The sequence below is a fragment of the Amycolatopsis iheyensis genome, from assembly GCF_024703995.1.
In the GTDB taxonomy this organism is placed as follows: Bacteria; Actinomycetota; Actinomycetes; order Mycobacteriales; family Pseudonocardiaceae; genus Amycolatopsis; species Amycolatopsis iheyensis.
This window is the reverse complement of record NZ_JAMXQV010000020.1, coordinates 1-21,357: the sequence shown is the minus strand read 5'-3', so window position 1 is coordinate 21,357 and position 21,357 is coordinate 1. Positions and strand designations below refer to the sequence as shown.

General features: G+C 72.8%; 21 protein-coding genes. 15 read left to right on the top strand and 6 right to left on the bottom strand.

The features are described 5' to 3' along the window. Nucleotides 1–6 precede the first annotated feature (6 nt). On the top strand, nucleotides 7–186 hold the full coding sequence (locus M8542_RS32590) for a hypothetical protein (protein ID WP_257924137.1): 180 nt from the start codon (nucleotides 7–9) through the stop codon (nucleotides 184–186). Here the strand turns inward: M8542_RS32590 and M8542_RS32585 are convergent. Continuing rightward, nucleotides 183–1,127 (bottom strand): MBL fold metallo-hydrolase, encoded by a 945-nt coding sequence (locus tag M8542_RS32585; protein ID WP_257924136.1) that lies wholly within the window; start codon nucleotides 1,125–1,127, stop codon nucleotides 183–185. The two genes, M8542_RS32590 and M8542_RS32585, sit on opposite strands and share 4 nt — an antisense overlap. A 60-nt stretch (nucleotides 1,128–1,187) precedes the next feature. Next, nucleotides 1,188–2,450, bottom strand: coding sequence for an RICIN domain-containing protein (locus M8542_RS32580; protein ID WP_257924135.1), 1,263 nt, complete (start codon nucleotides 2,448–2,450; stop codon nucleotides 1,188–1,190). 408 nt (nucleotides 2,451–2,858) lie between these two features. On the opposite strand from M8542_RS32580, the gene M8542_RS32575 reads away from it, so the two are divergent. Genes M8542_RS32575 through M8542_RS32560 form a run of 4 tightly spaced genes read left to right on the top strand, consistent with a single transcriptional unit; the run spans nucleotide 2,859 to nucleotide 6,685 of the window. Further along, nucleotides 2,859–3,335: a PTS sugar transporter subunit IIB gene (locus M8542_RS32575; RefSeq protein ID WP_257924134.1), complete on the top strand. Its 477-nt coding sequence runs from the start codon at nucleotides 2,859–2,861 to the stop codon at nucleotides 3,333–3,335. 8 nt (nucleotides 3,336–3,343) lie between these two features. Beyond that, the gene (locus tag M8542_RS32570; RefSeq protein ID WP_257924133.1) at nucleotides 3,344–4,963 is read left to right on the top strand and encodes a PTS system mannose/fructose/sorbose family transporter subunit IID; all 1,620 of its coding nucleotides are present in this window, start codon (nucleotides 3,344–3,346) and stop codon (nucleotides 4,961–4,963) included. A gap of 13 nt (nucleotides 4,964–4,976) precedes the next feature. After that, nucleotides 4,977–5,375: a PTS sugar transporter subunit IIA gene (locus M8542_RS32565; protein ID WP_257924132.1), complete on the top strand. Its 399-nt coding sequence runs from the start codon at nucleotides 4,977–4,979 to the stop codon at nucleotides 5,373–5,375. Beyond that, nucleotides 5,372–6,685, top strand: coding sequence for a hypothetical protein (locus M8542_RS32560; protein WP_257924131.1), 1,314 nt, complete (start codon nucleotides 5,372–5,374; stop codon nucleotides 6,683–6,685). Before M8542_RS32565 ends, M8542_RS32560 begins: the two co-directional genes overlap by 4 nt. On the opposite strand, the gene M8542_RS32555 is transcribed toward M8542_RS32560, so the two are convergent. The 3 genes from M8542_RS32555 to M8542_RS32545 form a co-directional block, all read right to left on the bottom strand. Next, nucleotides 6,661–7,383 (bottom strand): hypothetical protein, encoded by a 723-nt coding sequence (locus M8542_RS32555; RefSeq protein WP_257924130.1) that lies wholly within the window; start codon nucleotides 7,381–7,383, stop codon nucleotides 6,661–6,663. The two genes, M8542_RS32560 and M8542_RS32555, sit on opposite strands and share 25 nt — an antisense overlap. A gap of 57 nt (nucleotides 7,384–7,440) precedes the next feature. Continuing rightward, nucleotides 7,441–8,208, bottom strand: coding sequence for a GntR family transcriptional regulator (locus tag M8542_RS32550; protein WP_257924129.1), 768 nt, complete (start codon nucleotides 8,206–8,208; stop codon nucleotides 7,441–7,443). Nucleotides 8,209–8,657: 449 nt separating this feature from the next. Then, nucleotides 8,658–11,735, bottom strand: a complete 3,078-nt coding sequence (locus tag M8542_RS32545; RefSeq protein ID WP_257924128.1) for an AfsR/SARP family transcriptional regulator — start codon at nucleotides 11,733–11,735, stop codon at nucleotides 8,658–8,660. 85 nt (nucleotides 11,736–11,820) lie between these two features. On the opposite strand from M8542_RS32545, the gene M8542_RS32540 reads away from it, so the two are divergent. After that, nucleotides 11,821–12,444: a thioesterase II family protein gene (locus M8542_RS32540; RefSeq protein ID WP_257924127.1), complete on the top strand. Its 624-nt coding sequence runs from the start codon at nucleotides 11,821–11,823 to the stop codon at nucleotides 12,442–12,444. Here the strand turns inward: M8542_RS32540 and M8542_RS32535 are convergent. Beyond that, on the bottom strand, nucleotides 12,381–12,812 hold the full coding sequence (locus M8542_RS32535; RefSeq protein ID WP_257924126.1) for a hypothetical protein: 432 nt from the start codon (nucleotides 12,810–12,812) through the stop codon (nucleotides 12,381–12,383). The two genes, M8542_RS32540 and M8542_RS32535, sit on opposite strands and share 64 nt — an antisense overlap. A 145-nt stretch (nucleotides 12,813–12,957) precedes the next feature. Between M8542_RS32535 and M8542_RS32530 the strand changes: the two genes are divergently transcribed. The 9 genes from M8542_RS32530 to M8542_RS32490 all read left to right on the top strand — a co-directional run bounded on the left by M8542_RS32530 (nucleotide 12,958) and on the right by M8542_RS32490 (nucleotide 21,244). After that, nucleotides 12,958–13,944, top strand: a complete 987-nt coding sequence (locus M8542_RS32530) for a methyltransferase (RefSeq protein ID WP_308210307.1) — start codon at nucleotides 12,958–12,960, stop codon at nucleotides 13,942–13,944. A 40-nt stretch (nucleotides 13,945–13,984) separates the two neighbouring features. Then, the gene (locus M8542_RS32525) at nucleotides 13,985–15,229 is read left to right on the top strand and encodes an MFS transporter (protein ID WP_257924125.1); all 1,245 of its coding nucleotides are present in this window, start codon (nucleotides 13,985–13,987) and stop codon (nucleotides 15,227–15,229) included. A 124-nt stretch (nucleotides 15,230–15,353) separates the two neighbouring features. Further along, complete coding sequence (locus M8542_RS32520; protein ID WP_257924124.1) at nucleotides 15,354–15,689, top strand: hypothetical protein; 336 nt, start codon at nucleotides 15,354–15,356, stop codon at nucleotides 15,687–15,689. An 8-nt stretch (nucleotides 15,690–15,697) separates the two neighbouring features. Further along, the gene (locus M8542_RS32515; protein ID WP_257924123.1) at nucleotides 15,698–15,958 is read left to right on the top strand and encodes an SH3 domain-containing protein; all 261 of its coding nucleotides are present in this window, start codon (nucleotides 15,698–15,700) and stop codon (nucleotides 15,956–15,958) included. 625 nt (nucleotides 15,959–16,583) lie between these two features. After that, on the top strand, nucleotides 16,584–17,558 hold the full coding sequence (locus M8542_RS32510; RefSeq protein ID WP_257924122.1) for an ABC transporter substrate-binding protein: 975 nt from the start codon (nucleotides 16,584–16,586) through the stop codon (nucleotides 17,556–17,558). A 222-nt stretch (nucleotides 17,559–17,780) separates the two neighbouring features. Continuing rightward, the gene (locus M8542_RS32505) at nucleotides 17,781–18,587 is read left to right on the top strand and encodes an ABC transporter ATP-binding protein (RefSeq protein ID WP_257924121.1); all 807 of its coding nucleotides are present in this window, start codon (nucleotides 17,781–17,783) and stop codon (nucleotides 18,585–18,587) included. Beyond that, a complete protein-coding gene (locus M8542_RS32500; protein ID WP_257924120.1) occupies nucleotides 18,580–19,287 on the top strand; it encodes an ABC transporter ATP-binding protein in 708 nt (235 codons plus the stop codon). The genes M8542_RS32505 and M8542_RS32500 overlap by 8 nt, the downstream gene beginning before the upstream one ends. Before the next feature lie 47 nt (nucleotides 19,288–19,334). Beyond that, nucleotides 19,335–20,186, top strand: a complete 852-nt coding sequence (locus M8542_RS32495) for a branched-chain amino acid ABC transporter permease (protein WP_257924119.1) — start codon at nucleotides 19,335–19,337, stop codon at nucleotides 20,184–20,186. Next, nucleotides 20,183–21,244, top strand: coding sequence for a branched-chain amino acid ABC transporter permease (locus tag M8542_RS32490; RefSeq protein ID WP_257924118.1), 1,062 nt, complete (start codon nucleotides 20,183–20,185; stop codon nucleotides 21,242–21,244). Before M8542_RS32495 ends, M8542_RS32490 begins: the two co-directional genes overlap by 4 nt. The last annotated feature ends 113 nt before the right edge of the window (nucleotides 21,245–21,357 follow it).

Here is a 21,357-nt window from a genome sequence, read left to right as displayed (position 1 = left end):
AGGATCATGCGCGTCCGGAAAGTGCTGCTCGTCGTACCGTTGCTGATCATGCACCTGGCCGCCTGCGGGCAGCCGGTCGTCATCGTGAAGGTGGGCACCGCGGTGCCCGTGCCCACCGGGGAACCGACGGACACGTGGCTGGGGGACACCCCGGTGGTGCCGGACAGAGCCGTCGTCAAGCTTTAGGAGATGCGGCGGACCGGCTCGCCGCCCAGCAGGCAGTCCAGGTCGATGCGGCCGCCCGCCGCGGCCAGGACCGCGTCGATCGCCAGGTCGACGTCCAGCTTGCGGTGGTGCTGGTCCGCGTAGGCCCGCATCAGGTTGCCGATGTGCCGTTCCGGGTTGCGCCACGACGGCCAGCGCAGCGACGCCTGGTGCGCCAGCTTCGTGAAGTCGCTCTGGCGCTCGGTCACCTCGAGCAGCCACTCGAGGTAGACGCGCATGGCGTGCACGGCGCTGTGGCCCGGGGTCGCCACCGGGCCGTGGCCGGGCACCAGCGTCCGCGGCCGGAAGGTGTCCTGGAGCCAGTCGAGCGCGTCGAGCCAGCCCGGCACCGAGCCGTGCACCGCCAGCGGTGTGTCGCCGATGAACACCAGGTCACCGGTGAACAGCGTGCCCGAGCGCGGCTCGAACACCACCAGGTCGCCCGCGGTGTGCGCGATGCCCGGCACCGCCACGACGTCGGCGACCGCGTCGCCGAGGTCGAGGCGGCGCCAGCCGGTGACCGGCCGGACCGCGGCCGGCTCCGGCGGCTCGAGCACGCCCCACTGGGTGTAGGTGAAGACGTTGCCGTAGGTCTGCGGGCCGGCCTTGACCAGTTCGACGCTGCCGTGCGCGGTCAGCGCCGTGCCGCCCTCGCGCAGCGCGACCCCGACGCCGTTGTGGTGCTCGCCGTGCGCGTGCGTGACGACGACGGTGAGCTCCTGCTCGCCCGCGTACTTGCGGACGTCGCGCATCAGCTCGAGCGTCGCCTGTTCGGTGCCGCACGTGTCGACGAGCAGCACGCCTTCGCTGCCCTGGATCCAGCCGCTGTTGGAGACGAACCATTCGGCCGGGCTCTTCACGTACGCCACCACGCCCGGGCGTGCGTGCCGGAGCGGGACGATGTTCGCGGTGACGGCCGGCATGGTTCCTCCCCTGGACTGACGAAGCGGATAACGACGGGGGCGCGCGCAGGTTGCGGGGGTTTACCCCGCGATAACCCACTTCTGGTTCGCGGCCGCCGAGCAGGTCCAGATCTGCAGGCGGGTGCCGTCACCGGTCGACCCGCCCGGCGCGTCGAGGCACTTGCCCGACTGCGGGTTCAGCAGCGTCCCGTCGGCGCGGGCCTGCCAGGTCTGCGCGCCGGTGGCGTTGCAGTCCCACAGCTGGACGAGCGTGCCGTCCGCGGTGCCGCTGTTCGAGACGTCGAGGCACTTGCCGAGGGCGCGCACGGTGCCGTTCTGCCTGGTCCAGCGCTGGGCGGCGGTGGAGTTGCAGGTCCAGAGCTGCACGGCGGTGCCGTTGGCGGTGTTCGACGCGCTGACGTCGACGCACTTGCCCGCGATCCCGGTGATCGGGCCGGCCGGGTAGGTGCTGCCACTGGCGATCAGGTACGCGCTGTTCGCGACGTTCCAGTGCGTCGCCAGGTAGCTGCCCGGCGCCGGGTTGGTGTTGAAGTAGTCGTCGCCGAGGCAGTCGAACTGGTTCTCCGGCGCGCCCGGGCAGACCTTCACCAGGGTGCCCGGCGGGTTCGGCAGGCCGCCGTCGTCGTAGCACATGATGTCTTCGTCGTCCCAGCAGTGACCGAAGGCGCTGGAGTGCGGCGCGCTGCCCTGGACGGCGCCGAGGGTGTGCAGCAGCTCGTGCCCGGTGGCCTGCCAGGACCAGCAGCCGGTGCCGACCGTGGCGTAGTGCGGGCCGGCGTTGTACGGGTTGCCCGAGCCGGGGCTGTCGTTGCCGCCGTTGCCGAAGGCGAGACCGCAGCCGTCCTTGTCGTACCAGACGATGTACTTGCGGTCGGCGCGGTTGTAGCCCTGGGCCTTGATGGCGTTGGTGATCGTGTCGACGGTCGCCATGTCGCCCTGGGCGATGACAACGTTGTTCACGGTGGCCCGGCAGCTCGAGTCGGTGACGTACCGGACGTGCCGCACGCCGCCGCCGAGCCGGCCGGCGGCCTCGACGAAGCCGTCGTCGATCTGGCTCGCGAAGGTCTGGAACTGGCCGGCGAACTGGGCGTAGCGGTCGGCCTGGGTGTTGCCGCGGACGTAGAGGGCTTGGACGCGCTTGCCGCTGGTGCCGTCGCCGTCGCAGACGGTGGACATCGGTTTCGCGGCGGCCGCGGCTTGGTGCCGCAGGTGGTCGGGCAGCTGCTCGGTGCCGTCACCCGCGGCGGCGGCCGAGGGCAGCAAAGCGGTGGCGAAGACGAGGGCGGTGCTGAGCGCGGCGAGGCGCCAGGTTCTGCTGGCCATCGGGGAGTTCCGCCTTTCCCGGTGCGACAGGGGACGAGAAGTGCGGTCTAGACCAGTGAGGATGATAGGCAGCGGGTGACCGGGCTGTCACTGACAAGATCGGACAGCTTGGGGTGAATCACCCACGGACCCCGGCAGCGGATTTCGGTCGGACGATTGAAAATGATCTTCGGACCACTCAGCGGCACAGGGCTTGACAGTCGATCTCGTACGCCCATACTGGTATATACCTTTATGGGAGGGTCCGGGGTAACCGAGGGGGGCTTCGCGCTCGCGGGCCGACGGAAGGTCTGAGGGGTCCTTCCGTCGGCCGCGCGAAGCCGTTTCCCGCAATCGCCCGTCACGGGCAGTGTTGACACAACTACTGGTACGAACCAGGATGTTCTCCTGCCGGCCGGGAGGAGACGCATGGCGGGGGCACACATCCGGATCGACAACCGCCTGATCCACGGGCAGGTCACCGTCGCGTGGACCAGACGGCTCGGCGTGCGGCGGCTGCTCGTCTGCAACGACGAGGTCGCCGCCGACGAGCTGCAGCGGATGTTGCTGCCGCAGGCCGCGCGGGGGCTGCCCACCGACGTCCTCACCGTCGCCGAGACGCTCGCCGCGGAGACCGAAGACGGCGTCATGATCCTCGCGAAGCACCCCGAAGACGCGTTTCGCCTGGTCGAAGGCGGGCTCCGGCCGGGCCGGGTCAACGTCGGCAACGTCGCGCCGCGGCCCGGGACCGGCTACACCATGGTCACCCGCTCGATCGCCGTCACCGCCGACGAGGCCGACGCCTACCGCAAGCTGGCCGCGACCGGCGTCCCGCTGGTCACCCAGCTGATGCCGCACGACAAGGCGGCCGAGTTCGTCCCGTTGCTCGACCGGAAAGGGCTGTGACTCCGAGCATGCTCGTCGCACTGGCCCTGACCGTCTGGGCGATCTACTGCACCTACGACGGGCTCGGCCCGTTCCTCATCTACGCCCAGCGCCCGCTCATCGCCGGCTCGGTGGCCGGGCTGATCGTCGGGCACCCGCTGCTCGGCCTGCTGGTCGGCGCGACGCTGGAGCTCGCCTCGCTCGGTGTCTACACCTACGGCGGCGCGACGATCCCGGACTACCAGACCGGCGCGATCGTCGGCACCGCGCTGGCCGCGGGCGCCGCCGGTGCACCGGCCGCGCAGGCCGCGATCGGGATCGGCGTCGGGCTGCCCGCCGCGATCCTGCTGGCCGCGCTCGACCCGGTCGGCAAGATCGTCACCACCGCGCTGGTCCACCGCGCCGACGGCTACGCCGCCGAAGGCAACGCGCGTGGGCTCGCGATGATCCACTGGCTCAGCCTCGTGCCGTGGGCCGCGGTGCGCGCGATCCCGACGTTCCTCGCCGCCCTCGCCGCGTCCGGGGGACTGGTCAAGGACATCACCGCGAGCATCCCGGCCGGGTTCGTGCAGGGCATGACGCTCGCCGGGTCGCTGCTGCCGGCCGTCGGGTTCGCGCTGCTGCTCGGCATGATGGAGCTGTCGCGGTACTGGTACCTGCTGCTCATCGGGTTCGTCGCGTTCGCCTACCTGCACGTGCCGTTGCTGGGCATCGCGTTGATCGGCGTCGCGGTCGCCATGCTGTTCGTGACGCTCAAGCGCGACGAGCCGGCGATCGTGGTCCCCGAGAACCCGGTCGAAGAGTCCACTGTGGACCCGCGGCTGACCAAGCAGGACCTGCGCCGCGTGTTCCGCCGGTACTTCTGGTCGAGCCAGATCTCCTGGAACTACGAGCGCATGCAGGCACTCGGGTTCGCGTACTCGATGGAGCCGGTGCTGCGCCGGCTCTACCCCGAGAAGGCCGACTACGTCGCCGGGCTGCAGCGGCACCTGCAGTTCTTCAACACCTCGGTGCTGGTCGGCGGCCCGCTGATCCTCGGCTCGAGTGTCGCGCTGGAAGAAGCCGGCACGCCGAAGTCGGCCGCCAGCACGAAGGTCGCGCTGATGGGGCCGATGGCCGGCATCGGCGACACCGTCGTCTTCGCGCTGTACAACAGCATCGTCTTCACCATGGGCGCGTCGTGGGCGCTGCAGGGCAACTGGCTCGGTCCCGCGTTCGCCGCGGTGATGGTGCTCGTGCCGTACGCGCTGATCCGCCGCTGGCAGTTCGGGTTCGCCTACCGCGAAGGGAAGCGGCTGGCCGGCCACCTCGCCGCGGGTGCGCTCGCGCGGGTCGCGCAGGGCGCCACCGTGCTCGGGTTCGTCGTGCTCGGCGGGTTCATCCCGTCGATCGTCAAGGTCGTCACCACGCTGACCTACCGCCAGACCACCACGGTCCAGGGGCAGCCGGTCACGCAGGCCGTCGCGATCCAGGACCGGCTCGACGAGCTCGTCCCGTTCCTGCTGCCGGTGCTCGTCACCGCGGGGGTGTACCTGCTCACCGCCAAGGCCCGGCTGCGGCCCGCCTGGATCATCGCCATCGTCGTCGTCGCCGGGGTCGTCCTGGGGTGGCTCGGCTGGTTCGCGCCGTCGGCCCCGGCGAAGAGTTAGGGGAGACACCGCCATGTCCGTTCCGATCGTGCTCGCCGGACACGGGCGGCTGCCCTCCGGTGTGGGGGAAGCCGCCGAGATGATCCTCGGCCCGCAGTCGCGGCTGAAGGTCTGCGAGCTGAGCCCGCACGACAGCCCGGAGGAGTTCGGCGTCCGGCTGATCACGCTGCTCGGCGAGGCCACCGAGGCGCTCGTGCTCGCCGACCTGCACGGGGGCTCGCCGTTCAACGCCGTGCGCGCGTTCGCCGCCGCGTCCGGCGCGCGGACGCGCATCGAGCTGGTGTCCGGGCTGAACCTGCCGATGCTGCTGGAAGTCCTGCTGCACACCACTTCCGACGTCACCGAGCTCGCCGGGGTGGCTCGCGCCGCCGGCCGCGACGGTGTCGTCGACGTCCTGGAATCGACCTGGTGACCGCCGCGCTCCTGCTCGCCGCGCAAGACGTCCGGATCACGCCGGGGCCCGGCCACCCGCTGGGCGGCTACCTGGCCCGGCACGGCGTCGCGACCGGCACGCACGACGACCTCGAGGCGTCGCTGATCTGGCTGTCCACAGAGGACGATCCCGGGGTGCTGTGGGTGGCGCTGGACGCGCTGGCGGTCGATGCCGGCCTCACCCGCACCCTGGCCGACGCCGTCGCCGCGGCGGTCGGCATCGACCCGGACCGGGTGCTCGTCTGCGCGTCGCACACGCATTCCGGGCCCGAGGGCTGGACCGGCCCGCTGCACCCGGGCCTGCCGGGGCAGCGCGACGCAGGGCTGGTCGGGCGCATGGCGGAGAAGGTCACCGGGGCCGCGCTGCGGCTGCGTGCCTGCCGCGGCCGGGTGCGGGCGCGCTGGCACGCGGGCTCGACCGAGGCCGTCGGCAGCAACCGCTACCGGCCGGACGGGCCGCACGACACGTCGTTCGGCGTCCTGGAGCTGAGCCGCGACGACGGTTCCCCGGCGGCGCTGCTGTTCGACTACGCCAGCCACCCGACGGTCCTCGGGCCGGACAACCTGAGCTGGTCGGCGGACTGGCCGGGCGCGACCCGCCGCGAGCTGGCCACGCTGGTCGGCCAGCCGGTGGCGGTGTTCCTGCAGGGCGCGGCGGGCGACGCGAGCTCCCGGTTCGTCCGCCGCGGCCGCGACCACGCGGAGGTCCGCACCCTGGGCGGCCACCTCGCGACGTCGATCGCGCGCACGCTGGCGGCCGCCTCGGCGTCGGCGGAGAGCGGCCCGATCCGGCTGTCCCGCTCGGCGCTGCACCTGCCCTACCGCGAGGTGCCGTCGATCGAAGACAGCCTGGATCTGCGCGAGGCGGCGGAGGGCCAGTGGCAGCACGAGCTGGCCCGCCACGGCGAGGACCACCCGGCGGTCCGGATCGCCCAGACCCGCTACGAGGGCTGCGCGATGCTGGCCGCGATGGCGGCGTCCGACCGGCCGACCGGGTGCGCCGAGGTCCCGGTCAGCGTGGTGTCGCTGGGCGAGATCGTCTGGCTGCACACACCGTTCGAGCTGTTCGCTTCGCTGGGGCTGCGGATCCGGCGGGGGAGCCCGTTCCCGCACACGCGGGTGATCGGGTATTCCGACGGGTACCTCGGGTACCTGCCGGACGCCGAGGGGCATCGCGATGGTGTTTACGAGTCGTACGTGACGTTGTTCGGTCCGGACGCGGGGGACGTGCTGGTGGAGCACTGCCTGAAGCTGCTGCGGGCGCATCACGCCACCCGGCGCCGCCCCTGACCGAGCGGGAAACCCGAGCCGAGCACGGTGACGCCGAGCACACCCGCGCCGCCGAGCAGGACGGCCGCGGGGAACGCCGGGCTCACGTCGGCGGCGCGCATCGGGCGGACGAACCCCTCGGGGTCGACCAGCGCGGTGAACGTCGCGGGGAGCTGCCCCGAGGTGTGCAACAGGCCGCGCAGCGGGGTCGAGCCGCCCGGGACGACCAGCGTGTAGTCGTCGGCGCCCGTGCGCACGGCCTCGACCGTCACCGGGGTGCCGCGGTGGGCCAGGACCATCTCGGTCACCACGGCCGGCCCGGCGCAGAGCACGAGGATCAGGCCCACGGCGCAGAACGCCAGCAGGCCGGTGTCGTAGTGCACGTCCCAGGTGCCTCGCCACCAGCCGAGCAGCACCAGTGCCGCGATGAGCCCGAGGATGCCCGTGGTGGTGATGCCGTCGCCCGAACCGGACAGCTCCTCGTGCGCCGCGAAGACCGAGACCGCCGCCGACACCACCAGCAGAGCGGCCAAGACCAGCTGCCGGTACACCTTGGCCAGGAACTGCGGTGGTTCGGGCGCCGGGGTTTCCGGCGCCTTCGGGGGCACCGGGCTGGGTGGCGGCGGGCGGTGGTCGCGCGGCGGGCGGGCGGACAGGGCGGCGAGCACCGCGGAGGATCCCAGGACGGCGGCGAGTGCGAGTCTTCGGCGTGCGGTCAACGGCGGCCCCTCTCTCGTGCCGTGGACACGCAGGAGGGGACGCCGGGGTTGCCCGGCTCAGGCCGGGCTGCGGCGGGCCTGCGTGAAGACCGTGTAGCGGTCCGCGCGGTACAGGGACCGGCCCGCTTCGATGACGCCGCCGCTCTGGTCGTGCAGCGTGCCCTCGATGATCAGGCACGGCCGGCTGGGGTCGATGCCGAGCAGGGCCGCGTCGTGGTTGTTCGGCAGGACCGCCGAGATCGCCGTGTCGTTCCACTCCGCGTGGACGCCCCAGCGCTCCTCCAGCGTGCGGTGCAGCGACTGCGTTTCCCAGTCGAACAGCTCGATGCCCGGGAACCGGTCCACCGAGAGGTTGGTGCGTTCGACGGCGAACGGCTCGTCGTCGACGTACCGCAGCCGCTCCAGCCGGAAGACACGCGCGCCGGGCGGCACGTTCAGCCGGCCCGCGAGCCGCGGCAGCGCGGACTCGACCTCGGCGTGCAGCACCTTCGTCTTGGGCACGACGCCGCGGGCCTTCATGTCCTCGGTGAAGGACGTCAGCATGTCGATGTGCGCGGCCTGGCGTTTCGCCGTGAAGGTCGCGGTGCCGTGCTGGCGGTACAGGACGCCGTCCGCGACCAGCCGGTTGACCTCCTGCCGCACGGTCCCGCGGGCGACCTGGAAGTGCTCGGCGAGGAACCGCTCGGACGGCATCAGCCGCCCGGCGCCCGCCTCCGTCGCGACGGTCTCGAGGATCGCGCGGAGCTGCTCGCCCTTGGGCCGCCCCGGCTCCAGCGCGTCCGGGAGCCGGAGATCGCTCGCGGGGACGTGTTTCGGACGGGGCATGGGTTCAGTATGTCGCGCCGCCGCGGCGGAGGTAACACCAGATCATCCGGTATTGCGCCTCGTCGGCGGGTGGTTCCGCCGGTGGTGTGCCGGGTGGGTGGCGGGCCGGGGGTGGCTCTTGGTGGTGGCGCTGGGTGGGGTGCGGTGGGTGGTTCGGCCGGTGGTGTGCTGGATGGGGCGGGTCGGGGTGGCTTTGGTTCCGCCGGTGGTGTGCTGGGTGGGTGGCTTGGCGGTGGCGCTGGGGTGTCGGAGGTGCGGTGGGTGGAGGTTGTCGCGCCGCGCCGGTGGCGTGTGCCGGGTGGGGGCGGGCCTGGACTGGCTTGGTGCCGGTCTTCGCGCCGGTCCGGCAGATCGGTCCGCCGGTCGCGCGGCGGGTGGGGCGGGTCGGGGGCGGCTGGGTGGCGGTGGCGCTCGTGTGCCGCGTGCGGTGTTCGCGCCGGTCCGGCAGATCAGCCGGTCGCGCGCCGGGCGAGGCTTGCCAGGAACCGCTCGGCGGCACGCTCCCCGGTCGCGTGGGCCACCGAGCGGTACAGCCCGCGTGCCTCGCGGGCCGTCCCTTCGGCCAGCGTCGGCCGCCCGGCCGCCGCTTCGACCGCCGCCAGCGCCAGCAGCGCCTCGGCCTCGAGCAGCCGGTAGCCACCCGCGCGGGCGGTGTCCAGTGCCGCCCGGGCGTGGTCGCCCGCTTCCGGTGCCCGGCCGGCCGCCGCCAGGACCGAGGCCAGCGTCGCCGACGCCTCGGCCAGCTGGCCGCGCAGGCCCGACTCCGCCGTCAGCTCCAGCGCCTCCCGCAGGACGCGCTCCGCGGTGACCAGGTCACCGGCGCCTTCGGCCGCCCGGCCGAGGGCGATCAGCGCCGCCGCTTCCACCTGGCGGTCGCCGTCGCGGCGGACGCTCGCCAGTGCCTCCTCCGCCGTCCGGACCGCGTCGGCGTGCTCGCCGCGGGCGGTGCGCAACGCGCTCAGGACGTTCAACGCGGTCGCCTCGCCGAAGCTCGAGCCGAGCCGGCGGAACTCCGCCAGCGATTGGTCGGCGGCGCGGGCCGTCTCGTCGAGCCGTCCGGCGGCCAGCAGCACCCCGCCGAGGTCGGCGAGGTTGGCGGCCTCCCAGAACGGCAGGTCCTCCTTGCGGCAGAGCGCGACCGCCTCGAACAGGCAGTCTTCGGCCTGCTCGAGCCGCCCCAGCTGCCGGTAGTGGCAGCTCAGCGAGTTCAGCGCCAGCGCCTCGCCGGAGGAGTTGGCCAGCTCGCGGAACAGCTGGATCGCGCGCCGGCTGTGTTCGACGGCCTCCGAGAGCCGGCCGGTCCACTCCAGCATCGACCCCAGGTTCGCGACGGCCGTCGCCTCGCACTCGCGCCAGCCGCAGGCCCGGCTCGCCTGCACCGCCTTCTCCGAGTGCCGGATGCCCGCTTCGTGCTGGCCTTCGCGGAAGTACGCGCCGCCGACCGACAGGTGCACCAGCGCCTCGGCCGGCTGGGCGCCGCGGTCCCGCGCCGCACGCAGCACGATCGGCGCGAGCTCCAGCCACTCCGCGCGGCGCCCGTGGTCGTGGAAGAACCGCCGCAGCGCGTCGGCCAGGTACCAGGCGCCCGGGTACGGCCCGCGCGTCGCGGCCTGGCGCAGGGCGGCCGACAGGTTCGGCACCTCGACGTCGAGCCACGCGACGGCCTCGGCGGCTTCGGTGAACGCGATCGGGCTCCGCGCCACCGGCGCGTCCTCGCGGGGGAGCGCGACGATCCGCGCGCCCAGCAGCGCCGCCGCCGCGTCCGCGGCCGCGCAGTACCCGGTGAACAGCCGCTCCCACGCGCTCTCCCGCGCGGCTTCGTCCTCTTCGGCGCGGACGCACTGCTCGGCGTAGCGCCGGGCGAGGTCGTGGAAGCGGTAACGCCGGGGGGCGTGCGCCTCGACGAGGTTCGCCGCGGCCAGCCCACGCAGCAGCCGGGTCGCTTCGGGGGCCGGCACCGCGAGCAGGGCCGCCGCGTCGACGGCCGTGAAGTCCGCCCCCGGCACCAGCGCGAGCAGCCGGAACGCCTGGCGCAACGCGGGCGTGAGGGCCTGGTAGGACACCGAAAACGCCTTCGCGACGGCACTTTCGCCTTCGCCGTCGAAGCCGAGCTGGGCCAGCGGGTCGCCACGCAGCTCGTCGACGAGCTCGCCGATGCTCGCGGTCCCGGTGTTGGCCGCGGCGATCCGCAGCGCGAGCGGGTGGTGCCCGCAGAGCCGGGCCAGCTCGGCCGCCGCCTCGGGCTCGGCCTCGGTCCGCTCGCCGAGCAGGGCGCTCAGCAGCGCCCGCGAGTCGTCTTCGCGCAGCTGGCCCAGCCCGAGCGAGCGCGCGCCGGTGCGGGCGACGAGCTCGTCGAGCCGGTGGCGGCTGGTCACCAGCACCCGCCCCGACGACGGCAGCAGCGGCAGCACCTGGGCGACGTCACGCGCGTTGTCGAGCACCACCAGCGCCTGCCGGTCGGCCAGCAGCGACCGGTAGAGCTTGCTCTGGTCGTCGAGGCCCGGCGGCACGTCCCGCAGGTCGACGCCGAGGGTGCGCAGCAGCTGCGCGAGTGCGGCCGCCGGCGTGAGCGGCTCGTCGTCGGCGTCGAAGCCGCGCAAGTTCACGTACAGCTGGCCGTCGGGGAAGCGCGCCCGCGCGGTGTGCGCCCAGTGCACGGCCAGCGCGGTCTTGCCGACGCCAGCGGTCCCGGTGATCACCCAGACGTCGCCGGGCTCGTCGAGCGCGGCCAGCTCGGGCGCCCGGCCGGCGAACCCGCGGACGTCCAGCGGCAGCTCGGCGGGCCGCGGCGCGACCGGGGCGGGCGGCGCCGGCTCGCCCTCGCCGCGCAGGATCCGCAGCCGCAGGTCCTGCAGGGCCTGGCCGGGTTCGATGCCGAGCTCGTCCACGAGCAGCTCGTGCGCCCGCGAGTACGCCTCCAGGGCTTCCGGCGTCCGGCCGCAGCGGTGCAGCGCGAGCATCAGCGCGGCCCGCAGCCGCTCCCGGAAGGGGTGTTCGCCGACGAGCTGCCGCAGCTCCCCGACGACCTCGCCGTGCCGTCCCGACGCCAGCTCCTGCTCGTACAGCTCTTCGAGCGCGACGAGCCGCCGTTCGGCCAGCGCCGGGCCTTCGTGCTCGGCCAGCGCTTCGCTGACCCCGCCGAGCGGGCCGTCCCACAGCGCCAGCGCGGAGCGCAGGTGCGCGACGGCCGCCGGGCCGGACGTGGCCCGTGCCTGCGCGACCAGGTCGTCGAACACGTCGACGTCCCGCTCACCGGGCGCGACCTCGATCACGTAGCCGGGCGCGCGCCGGAGGATGACGTCCCGGCCGAGCAGCTTCCGCAGTTCCGAGATGTGCACCTGCAGCCGCCCGCGGACGCTCGGCGGCGCGTTCTCACCCCAGGTCAGGTCGATGAGCCGGTCTTCGGTGACCACGCGGTTCGGGCTGAGCAGCAGCGCGGCCAGCACGGACGTCTGTTTCTGGCCACCGGGCCGGAACGCGCCCGTGTCGCCGAGGACCGCGACCGGCCCGAGCAGGCGGTAGCGCACGTGTTGCCCCCAGAAGGCGGACCGAAGCGGAACGGAAGTGCCGCATCCGAGACTAGCTCGGGGCACGAGGGATTGGGGGCCACGGGTGGACACCGAGGTCGAGCGCACGTTGTTCGTCTGCTTCCCGGGCGCGGGAGAGGCAGCCGGCCGCTACCGGGCCTGGCGTGATCCGCGGATCACCGTGCACGTGGTCGAGCTGCCGGGCCGCGGCGAGCGCAGGGACGAGCACCCGTACCGGGACATGTGGCTGCTCGTGGAGTCGCTGGCCGCGGAGCTGGCGGAGGTGCTCGCCCGCCCGCACGTGCTGTTCGGGGCGGGCCTCGGCGCGCTGGTCGCTTACCGGCTGGCGCAGCGGCGGGTGGCCGCGGGACTGGGGGTCCCGCGGGCACTCGTCGTCGCCCACCAGGCGCCGCCGGACCGGGCCGCGCGGGCGGTGCCGGCCCAGGCCGGCCGCGCCGACGTCAGCCTGCTGACCAGCGACGCGCACCTGCCCGTGGCGCCGCCGCTGCCGTGCCCGATCCGCGGCTTCGGCGAGCCGCAGGCGATGACCGGCTGGGGTGAGCACACGACCGGGGGGTTCGTGCTCACCCCGGCGCGGGCGCAGGACAGCGCCGCGTTGCTGCGCGACGCCGTCCTGCGCGCGGGCTACCTGATCTCCGCGCTGGCCGTGCAGGGGCCCGCGCCGCCGTCGAAGCTGACCGAGGTGTAGCTCAGCCGGTCCTGCGGCACCGTGACGCCGGCCGGGAGGTGGACGCTGAGCTTGGTGCCCGCCGTGCCGGTGAAGTCCCCGGAGTAGACGGAGTTCGCGGCGCCCGCCGCGTCGACGTAGTAGACGTCCATCGCGAAGGTCCCGGAGTCGCCGATGTACGGCCCGCCGCCCATGGTCACGATCGACGGGTGGTACTCGGTCGGTCCGGCGGCCTGGTAGGTCATCGAGAAGGTGCCGCGGAAGGGGCCCGCGGCGCAGTGCGACGACACCGTCTGCGCGCCCGTGGCGGACGCCTGTGCGGCGGGGGCGAGGACGACGACCCCCAGGAAGGCCGTGCCGATGACGGCGTGGAAAGCCCCGGCTCTCATGTTCGACTCCTCTTGCGTTCGGTTGCCGCCGATCGTGCCGGACCCGGCTTCCAAAGCGCTTCCCTTGGCGGGCAGTGCCCGGCCGGTCACCGACTGTCCCTTGTGGCCTTTCCCCGCCGATCACCTTGTGCCAGGGTCGATCCCCGTGGGAGACGACGAAGACACCGCCGCGATCCGCCGCATGGCCGGGCTGGCGACGCCGATGGCGCTGCGCGTCGCGGCCACGCTGGACCTGCCGGGCCACCTCGACGGCGAGGGCGGCGCCACCGGACCGCTCGCGGCCGAGCTCGGCGTCTCGCCGGTCGCGCTCGAGCTGCTGCTGAGCCACCTCACGACGCTCGGGTGCTTCGAGCGCACGGCGGCCGGCTACCGGACCACCGCGTTCGGCGCCAAGATCCGCGCGGGCCTGACCGGTGTCCTGCTCGACCTGAACGCCGCGGGCGGGCGCGCGGAGCTGGCGTTCGTCGAGCTCCTGCACAGTGTCACCACCGGTGAGGGCGGCTACGCCCGCCGGTACGGGCAGGACTTCTGGACCGACCTCGCCGAGCGGCCGCCGCTGCGAGAGTCGTTCGACCGGCAGATGGCGCTGCGGTTCCGCGGGGAGGTCGCGCAGCTCGTCGGCGGCTTCGACTGGGGCCGGTTCGCGAGTGTCGTCGACGTCGGGGGCGGGCAGGGGGAGCTGCTCGCCGGGATCCTCACCGCGCAGCCCGGCGTGCGCGGGTGGCTCGTCGACCTCGAGCCGACGGCGGCCGAGGCCGCGCGCGTGTTGAGTGGTTTCGGTGCCCGCGCCGAAGTCGTCGCGGGCAGCTTCTTCGACCCGCTCCCGGCCGGCGCGGACGCGTACGTGCTGTGCGACATCCTGCACGACTGGGACGACGAGCACGCCCACCTCGTCCTGGCCCGGTGCGTCGAGGCGCTGCCCGCGCACGGGCGGCTGCTGGTCGTCGAGCCGGTCGGCGATCGGTGGGCGAGCACCGAGATCGACCTGGCCATGCTCGTGATCTTCGGCGGGCGGGAGCGGCGGGTCGGGGAGTTCGAGGACCTGGCGGCGGCACACGGGCTGGTGCTCGAGGCGGTGACCGACGTGACCGGGCAGCGGTCCCTGCTGGAGTTCCGCCGGGCAGACGGATAAGCCTCCGCCGCAACTATATAAGCACTGTTACAATTTTGCGGTGGTGCTGACCCGTGCTCTGGCCGACCTGACCCCGCTGCGGGTTTCCCCCGCGTTCCGGCGGTTGTGGGTGGGGCGCGTCTTCTCCGGTTTCGGCGCCCAGATGACGGTCGTGGCCGTGATGTTCCAGGTCTGGCAGCAGACCGGGAGCACCGTGTGGACCGGCGCGGTGGGGCTCGCCCAGGCGTTGCCGGTGGTGGTGTTCGGGTTGTTCGCCGGATCGCTGGTGGACCGCGTCGACCGGCGGAAGTTCGCGCTGGTCACGACGAGCGGACAGGCCGTCTGCTCGGTTTTCCTTGCCGTGCAGGGGTTTCTGGACGGCGTTCCGGTGCTCGCGGTGCTGGCGCTGGTGGCCGCGCAGTCGTGCTTCGTGGCGGGCGGCGGGCCGGTCGCGCGTACGTTCGTCCCGCGGCTGCTGACCCCGGAACTGCTCCCGGCCGGGCTCGCGCTGAACCGCATCGCGTTCCAGGGCGCGATGTTGCTCGGCCCGGCGCTGGGCGGGCTGGTCCTCGGCCGCTTCGGCGTCGGCGGGTGTTACCTCGTGGACGCGCTTTCGTTCGGCATGGCGTTCTACGGCGTGCTGGGTCTGCCGCCGATGCGGCCGGACGGCGAGCCGTCGCGGCCCGGGCTGCGCGGGGTGCTGGACGGGCTGGCGTTCCTGGTCCGGACCCCGGTGGTGCGGGGCGCGCTGCTGACCGACCTGGCGGCGACCGTCCTGTCGATGCCGGTCAGCTTGTTCCCGCTGGTGAACGCGGAACGCTTCGCCGGCGACCCGCGGACGCTGGGCCTGTTCCTGTCGGCGATCGCGGTCGGCGGGGTCGCGGCTTCGGTGTTCTCCGGGTCGTTCACGCGGCTGTCCCGGCCGGGCCTGGTGATGCTCGTGGGCTCGGTGGTCTGGGGTGGCGCGCTGACGGTGTTCGGCCTGGCGCCCGACCCGTGGGTGGGGCTCGGGTGCCTGGTGCTGGCGGGTGCGGCGGACACGGTTTCGGTGGTTTCGCGTGGGGCGCTGGTGCAGCTGAACACGCCGGACGCGCTGCTGGGCCGGGTGGCGGCGGCCGAGCAGATCGTGGGGCAGGCCGGTCCGGACATCGGCAACCTGCGTGGTGGCCTGGTCGCGGGCGTGGCGTCCGGGACGGTCGCGTTGGTGAGCGGCGGGCTGCTGTGCGTGGTGGCGGTCGTGCTGGTCGGCGTCGGAACGCCCGGGCTGCGGCGCTTCGCGACACCCGCCAAGGCGGCGACCGGCTAGCGGGTGGGTGCACGGGGAGACCCGAAGTGTGCACGCACGGTCATCGCGTGCTCTTCCGCTCCGGCGCACCCGGCCGGTAGTTCTTTTCCGGGACGGAACCGAATCCGTCGGGAAAGGACCGAAGATGAGAAACCTGAAACGCGCTTGCGTGGCGGCCCTGCTGGCCGGCACGGCGGCCGGGCTCGCGGCCGTGCCCGCCGCGGCGACCGTCCAAAGTGGAAGCGGCACGATCGGCGACCCGTGGGTGCCGACCCGGGCCGCGCACATCACGTGCGAGACCGCCACGCTCTTCGGCAACTACACGGCCGGGCAGGGGCACTCCGACCCGATCGCGACGCTGGTGCGGGGCAACTACATCGGCGTCCGCTACATCACGGCCGACCACAACTCGGCCGACGTCTTCTGGCACGGCACGAGCAAGTGGGGCTTCCTGCTGCGCGACTGCTTCGCCCTGAACTGAGGAGCCCGATGAAGACCATCGCCGCCGCGACCCTCGCCGTCGCCGCCACGCTCACCTTCGCGCCCGCCGCTTCGGCGGGCACTGTCCACGAAATCTGCGCGCAGGACCTGTATGTCCGCACGCAGCCGGCCGGGGTGATCATCGGCACCCTCTACCGCGGCGACCACTTCGAGCTGTCCCGGTACTCGCCCAGCGGCGACTGGGCGGAGGGGTACGCCATGGGGCACGTGAACAAGAGAGGCTGGATCCAGGCCGGCTGGTTCTGCTGAGCCGTCGGGGCACTTTGAGGGAGCGCACGACCGGCACAGTGATGTGCCGGCCGTAGAGGGTGGTGCTCCCGTCGATCGTCGGGACCCGGTGTGCCGTGGTGGGGCCGCCGGGTCCTGGCCGGGCGCCGGCCGCCGCCGCCGACGATTCGGCCGCGCGTTGTCACGCCGGGGCCTTTCCCATTCCGGGGCGAATTCGTGAGGTGCCTGCCACCGGCTTCCGCCCGCTGGGCCGGTTGGCCCGCACCGGCTTCACCCGTCCGGCCCTGCCGGACTTCGTCCACGTCGGCGTATTGCCGAGCCGCAATTCCGTGAATTTCCGGTCTTTTGTGGACGATCATTTTTCGGCGCGTCGGTGATCGCGCAATTCCGTGGTGTGACGATGGTCATTTCGCCGATGGGACCCCGCCACGACGTCCGCCGCCATCTCGTTGGTTTGTTTCCGCTGGTCAGGATCCCGTGGTGGGTGGTTACCCGAGTGGCCGTCCCGTCACTCTTTCGCGCGGACCCGCCGTTGATCATTTTTTGGCAACGTATTTGCGGACGCCGAAATCGTCATCTACAGTCCGGCGAATCACGGCTGGACAGGCCGGATTCCGTGGACGAAAGATTCTTTTCGAGGAGTGCTATGCCCTCACGCGCCTCGGCCCGCCGGCTCGCGGTGCTCGCTCTGGTGCTCACCCTGCTCGCCGGGTGCAGCCAGCGGAGCGGATCCGGGACCGGTGGCGCCGTCGAAAAACCGTCGATCAAGGTCGCCATCTTCGCCGCCGTCGACCTCGCCACCTTCTGGCTGGCGCAGGAAGGCGGGTACTTCAAGGCCGAGGGCCTCGACGTGCAGGCCGAGGTCACCGCCAGCGGCCAGGAAGCGCTCACCAAGATGGTGAACGGCCAGGACGACCTCGCGCTGTCGACCTACACGCTGTTCTTCCTGGCCAAGAACAACGGGTCCGACCTACGCCTGGTCGCCGACGCCACGTCGGCCAGCCCGCGCAGCAACGAGCTCGTCACGGTGCCGAACTCGCCGGTGAAGACCGTGCAGGACCTGAACGGCAAGCGGATCGCCATCAGCTCGAAGAACGCCGCGTCGGACGTGCTGACCCGGTCGGTGATGCGCGACCACGGCGTCGACTTCGACCAGGTCAAGTGGGTCCCGATGCCGTTGCCGGAGATGGGGACCGCGCTGGCCCAGGGCCGCGTCGACGTCGCCTACCAGCCGGAGCCGTTCCTGACCCAGTCCGCGAAGGTCGCCGGCGCGTTCCCGGTCATCGACGCGGCCAGCGGCAGCACCGAGGCGTTCCCGCTGACGGGCTTCGGCGCGACGGCGAAGTGGGTCCAGGGGCACCCGAAGACGATGCTCGCCTTCCAGCGGGCGATGCTCAACGCCACCCGCGCCGCGGTCGACCGCGCCCGGATCGAGCCGCTCGTCGTCCGCAACGCCAAGGTGGACCAGGACATCGCCAGCCTGATGGTGATGCCCGCCTTCGGGTCCACCCTGGACGCCCGCCGCATCCAGCGGGTGCCCGACCTGCTCCAGCAGCTGGGCGTCGTCCAGACGAAGATCGACGCCTCGTCGATGATCGCGCCGCAGGCCAGCACCGGCTGAGCGGAGATCGACGCCGGAGGGCGGGCGCGCCGCGGGGCGCGCCCGCCCTTTTGCTGTGCCAGGACTTTCCGCGGTGCGGCGGCATGCCGAAATTTTCGGACCGTCGGCGCGGGATCCGATATCGGTGGTTCGCACCTTGACACGACCGGCCTCGCACCCCACCCTCTTCATACCGACCGCGCGGTACGCCCAGGTCCACATGGTGAGACAGGAGAGTCGTCGATGACACTTCCCGGTGAGGCCCCGCCCGGCGAAGACCTGCTCGTGGTCGACGGTCTCACCGTGCGCTTCGGCGGGCTCACCGCGCTCAACGACGTCCGGATGAGCGTCGACGGCGGCAGTGTCGTCGGGGTCATCGGGCCCAACGGCGCCGGGAAGACCACGCTGTTCAACGTCATCTGCGGGTTCGTCCGGCCCCAGGCCGGCCGCGTGCTGTGGCGGGGCGAGCCGCTCGTGCGCCACCGCCCCGAACAGCTCGCCCGGCTGGGGATCGTGCGGACCCTGCAGGGGCTCGGCCTGTTCGCCGGGTTGACCGTGCTGGAGAACGTGCTGGCCGGCGCGGGCCGCCACGCCCGCACCGGCATGCTCCCGGCGCTGGTCGGCGCCGGCCGCTCGGCCCGCGACGAGTCCGACCTGACCACCCGCGCCCGCGCGACGCTGGGCGAGCTCGGGATCGCCGACCTCGCCGACCGGCTGCCCGGCGTTCTGCCTTACGGCGTGCGGAAACGCGTGGCGCTGGCCCGGGCGCTGGTGGCGGAGCCGGACCTGCTGCTGCTCGACGAACCGGCGAGCGGGCTGTCGGCCGCCGAGCTGGTCGAGCTCTCGACGTTGATCCTCTCGCTGCGGCGGCACATGGCGGTCGTGCTGGTCGAGCACCACATGGACCTGGTCATGCAGGTCTGCGACCGGGTGGTGGTGCTGAACTTCGGCGAGGTGATCGCGGCGGGCAGCCCCGCCGAGATCCAGGCCGACCCCCGCGTGGCCGAGGCCTACCTCGGCGACCCCGCCGAGGAGGCGCCCGGTGCTTGAGATCGAAGAGCTGTCCGTGGCCTACGGCGCCGTCCGCGCGCTCGACGGTGTCGGCATCACCGTCGAACGCGGTGGGATCACCGCCGTCCTCGGTGCCAACGGTGCCGGGAAAACGACGTTGCTGCGCACCATCAGTGGCCTGCAGCCGGCCCGGCGCGGCCGGATCGCCTGGGACGGCACGGAACTCACCGGCCGCGCCCCCGACCGGATCGCCCGTGGCGGGGTCGCGCACGTGCCCGAGGGCGGCGGCGTGATCACCGAGCTGACCGTCGAGGAGAACCTGCGGCTCGGCGCGCTCTGGCGACGAGACCGCGCCGACCGTGCGGCCGCCAAGCGTGAGGTTTACGAGCTTTTCCCGCCGCTGGCAGAACGTTCGGCGAAACCCGCCGCGACGCTGTCCGGTGGTGAGCGGCAGATGCTGGCCATCGGCCGCGCCCTGATGAGCCGGCCCGACCTGCTGCTGCTCGACGAGCCGTCGCTCGGGCTCGCGCCGCTGATCACCGCGCGGATCATGGGCATCCTGCGGGACCTGCGGACCTCGACCGGGCTGACCGTGGTGCTCGTCGAGCAGAACGCACACAGCGCGCTGTCCATCGCCGACAACGGGTACGTCCTCGCGCTCGGCAGCGTCGTGGCCGTCGACACCGCGGCGGAGCTGCTGGCCGACGACGGCCTCCGCCACGCCTACCTCGGCTTCTGACGCTTCTGCCGCTTCTGACTGTCCAAAATGGAGGTGAACGGTCCGGTATGCGGGACTTCCTCGACCTGACCCTCGGCGGGATCTCCGCCGGCGCGGTGTACGCCGCGCTGGGGCTCGCGCTGGTCATCATCTACCGGGCCACCCGGGTGGTGAACTTCGCCCAGCCCGCCCTCGCCCTGATCTCGACGTACCTCGCGTACTCCGTGACGAAGGCGACCGGCAGCTACTGGCTCGGCTTCGCCGTCGCGATCGTCGCCGGGACGCTGCTGGGCGTCGCCACCGAACGGCTGCTGATCCGGCCGTTGCGGCACCGCTCCGAGCTGAGCTCGATCATCGTCACCCTGGGACTCCTGCTCGTCCTGCAGGCGATCGCGGGCATGATCTGGTCCAACGAACCGCTGGCGTTCCCCTACGCCTTCGACTTCCGCGGCCGGTTCTCCGCCAACGACCTGTTCGTGGTGCTGATCGTGCTCGCCATCGCCGCGCTCGTGCTGGTGGTGTTCAAGTACACGCCGCTGGGGCTGCGGATGCGGGCGGCCGCGTTCGCCCCGGACGTGGCCCGCACGCTCGGCGTGCGGGTCGGGCTGATGCTCACCGTCGGCTGGGGCCTGGCCGCGGCCGTCGGCTCGCTCGCCGGGCTGCTGGCGACTCCGCCGTTCCTCTTCCCGAACGTCCTCGACGGCGTTTTCGTCTACGCCCTCACCGCCGCCGTGCTCGGCGGGCTGGACAACCCGCTCGGCACCATCGTCGGCGGCTTCGTGCTCGGCGTCGGACTGTCCTACGTGTCCGGCTACCTGGGACCGGAGATGGTGACGATCGCCGCGCTGGCCATCCTGGTGGTCGTGCTGATCGTGCGGCCCAGCGGGTTGTTCGGCCGGGCGAAGGTGAGGCGGGTATGACCGTGCGGACGAGCCTTCCCGAGACCCGCGTCGAGCCGACGGCGAAGAAGCGGACACTGCCGCCGTTGCTGCGCCACACCTTGTTCGCGCTGGCCGCGTTCGCCTTCGTCGTCCTCCTGACCCTGGTCACCGACGAGTTCACCAACCTGCGCATCGCGACGATCGGCTACTACTTGATCGCGGTGGCCGGGCTGACCCTGCTGACCGGGCTCACCGGCCAGGTTTCCCTGGGACACGGCGCGTTCATGTTCATCGGCGCCTACACCGTGGCGCTGCTGGTGACGCACGTCCCGTCGTTCCCGCTGTGGGCCGACCTGCTGCTCGCGGCGGCCGCGGGCGGGCTCGCGGGCTTGCTGGCCGGGGCCGCCGCGGCCCGGCTGCGGGGCCCGTACCTGGCCGGCGCGACCCTCGCGCTCGCCGTCGGCCTGCCCGCGCTGACCCGCCGGTTCACCGACTTCCTGGGCGGCAGCAACGGGATCAGCTTCACCGTCCACAGCAGACCGGCCGGGATCGCCGTGCCGGAGCTGCGCTGGCAGACCTGGATCGTCTGGCTCAGCGTGCTCATCGCGCTGGTGCTCGTGCTCAACGTCGTGCGCGGCAAGCTCGGCCGGAACTTCCGCGCGGTGCGCGACGACGAGGTCGCCGCGGCGCTGAGCGGGATCGCCGTCGGCCGCACGAAGATCCTCGCGTTCCTGATCAGCGCGGTGTGCGGTGGCCTGGCCGGTGGCCTGCAGGCGTTCCTGCTCGGCACCGCCGCGCCGGGCTCGTTCACACCCGCGCTGTCGCTGAGCCTGCTGGCGGCCGTGGTGCTCGGCGGGCTCGGTTCCCTGTGGGGCGCGCTGTGGGGTGCGGTCGCGCTCGTGTACTTCCAGGCCTGGTCCGAAGACCTCGCCGACGCGCTGCACCTGAACACCGACGTGGCCAACAACCTCCCGCTCGCGGTGTACGGCGTGATCCTCATCGTCGTCGTGCTCGCCTTCCCCCGCGGGATCCAGGGCGGCGTCCAAAAGCTGCGCAAGCTTCTCCGTCGACCCGCCGAACAGAAGGAGTTTCAATGATCGTGTCAAGCGCCAGCTGCGGCTGTGACCGGTGGTGAGGGATGGAACTCACGGCCGTCGCGCAGCAGTGCCCAGATGACGTCGACCAGGCGGCGGGCCAGGGCGATCAACGC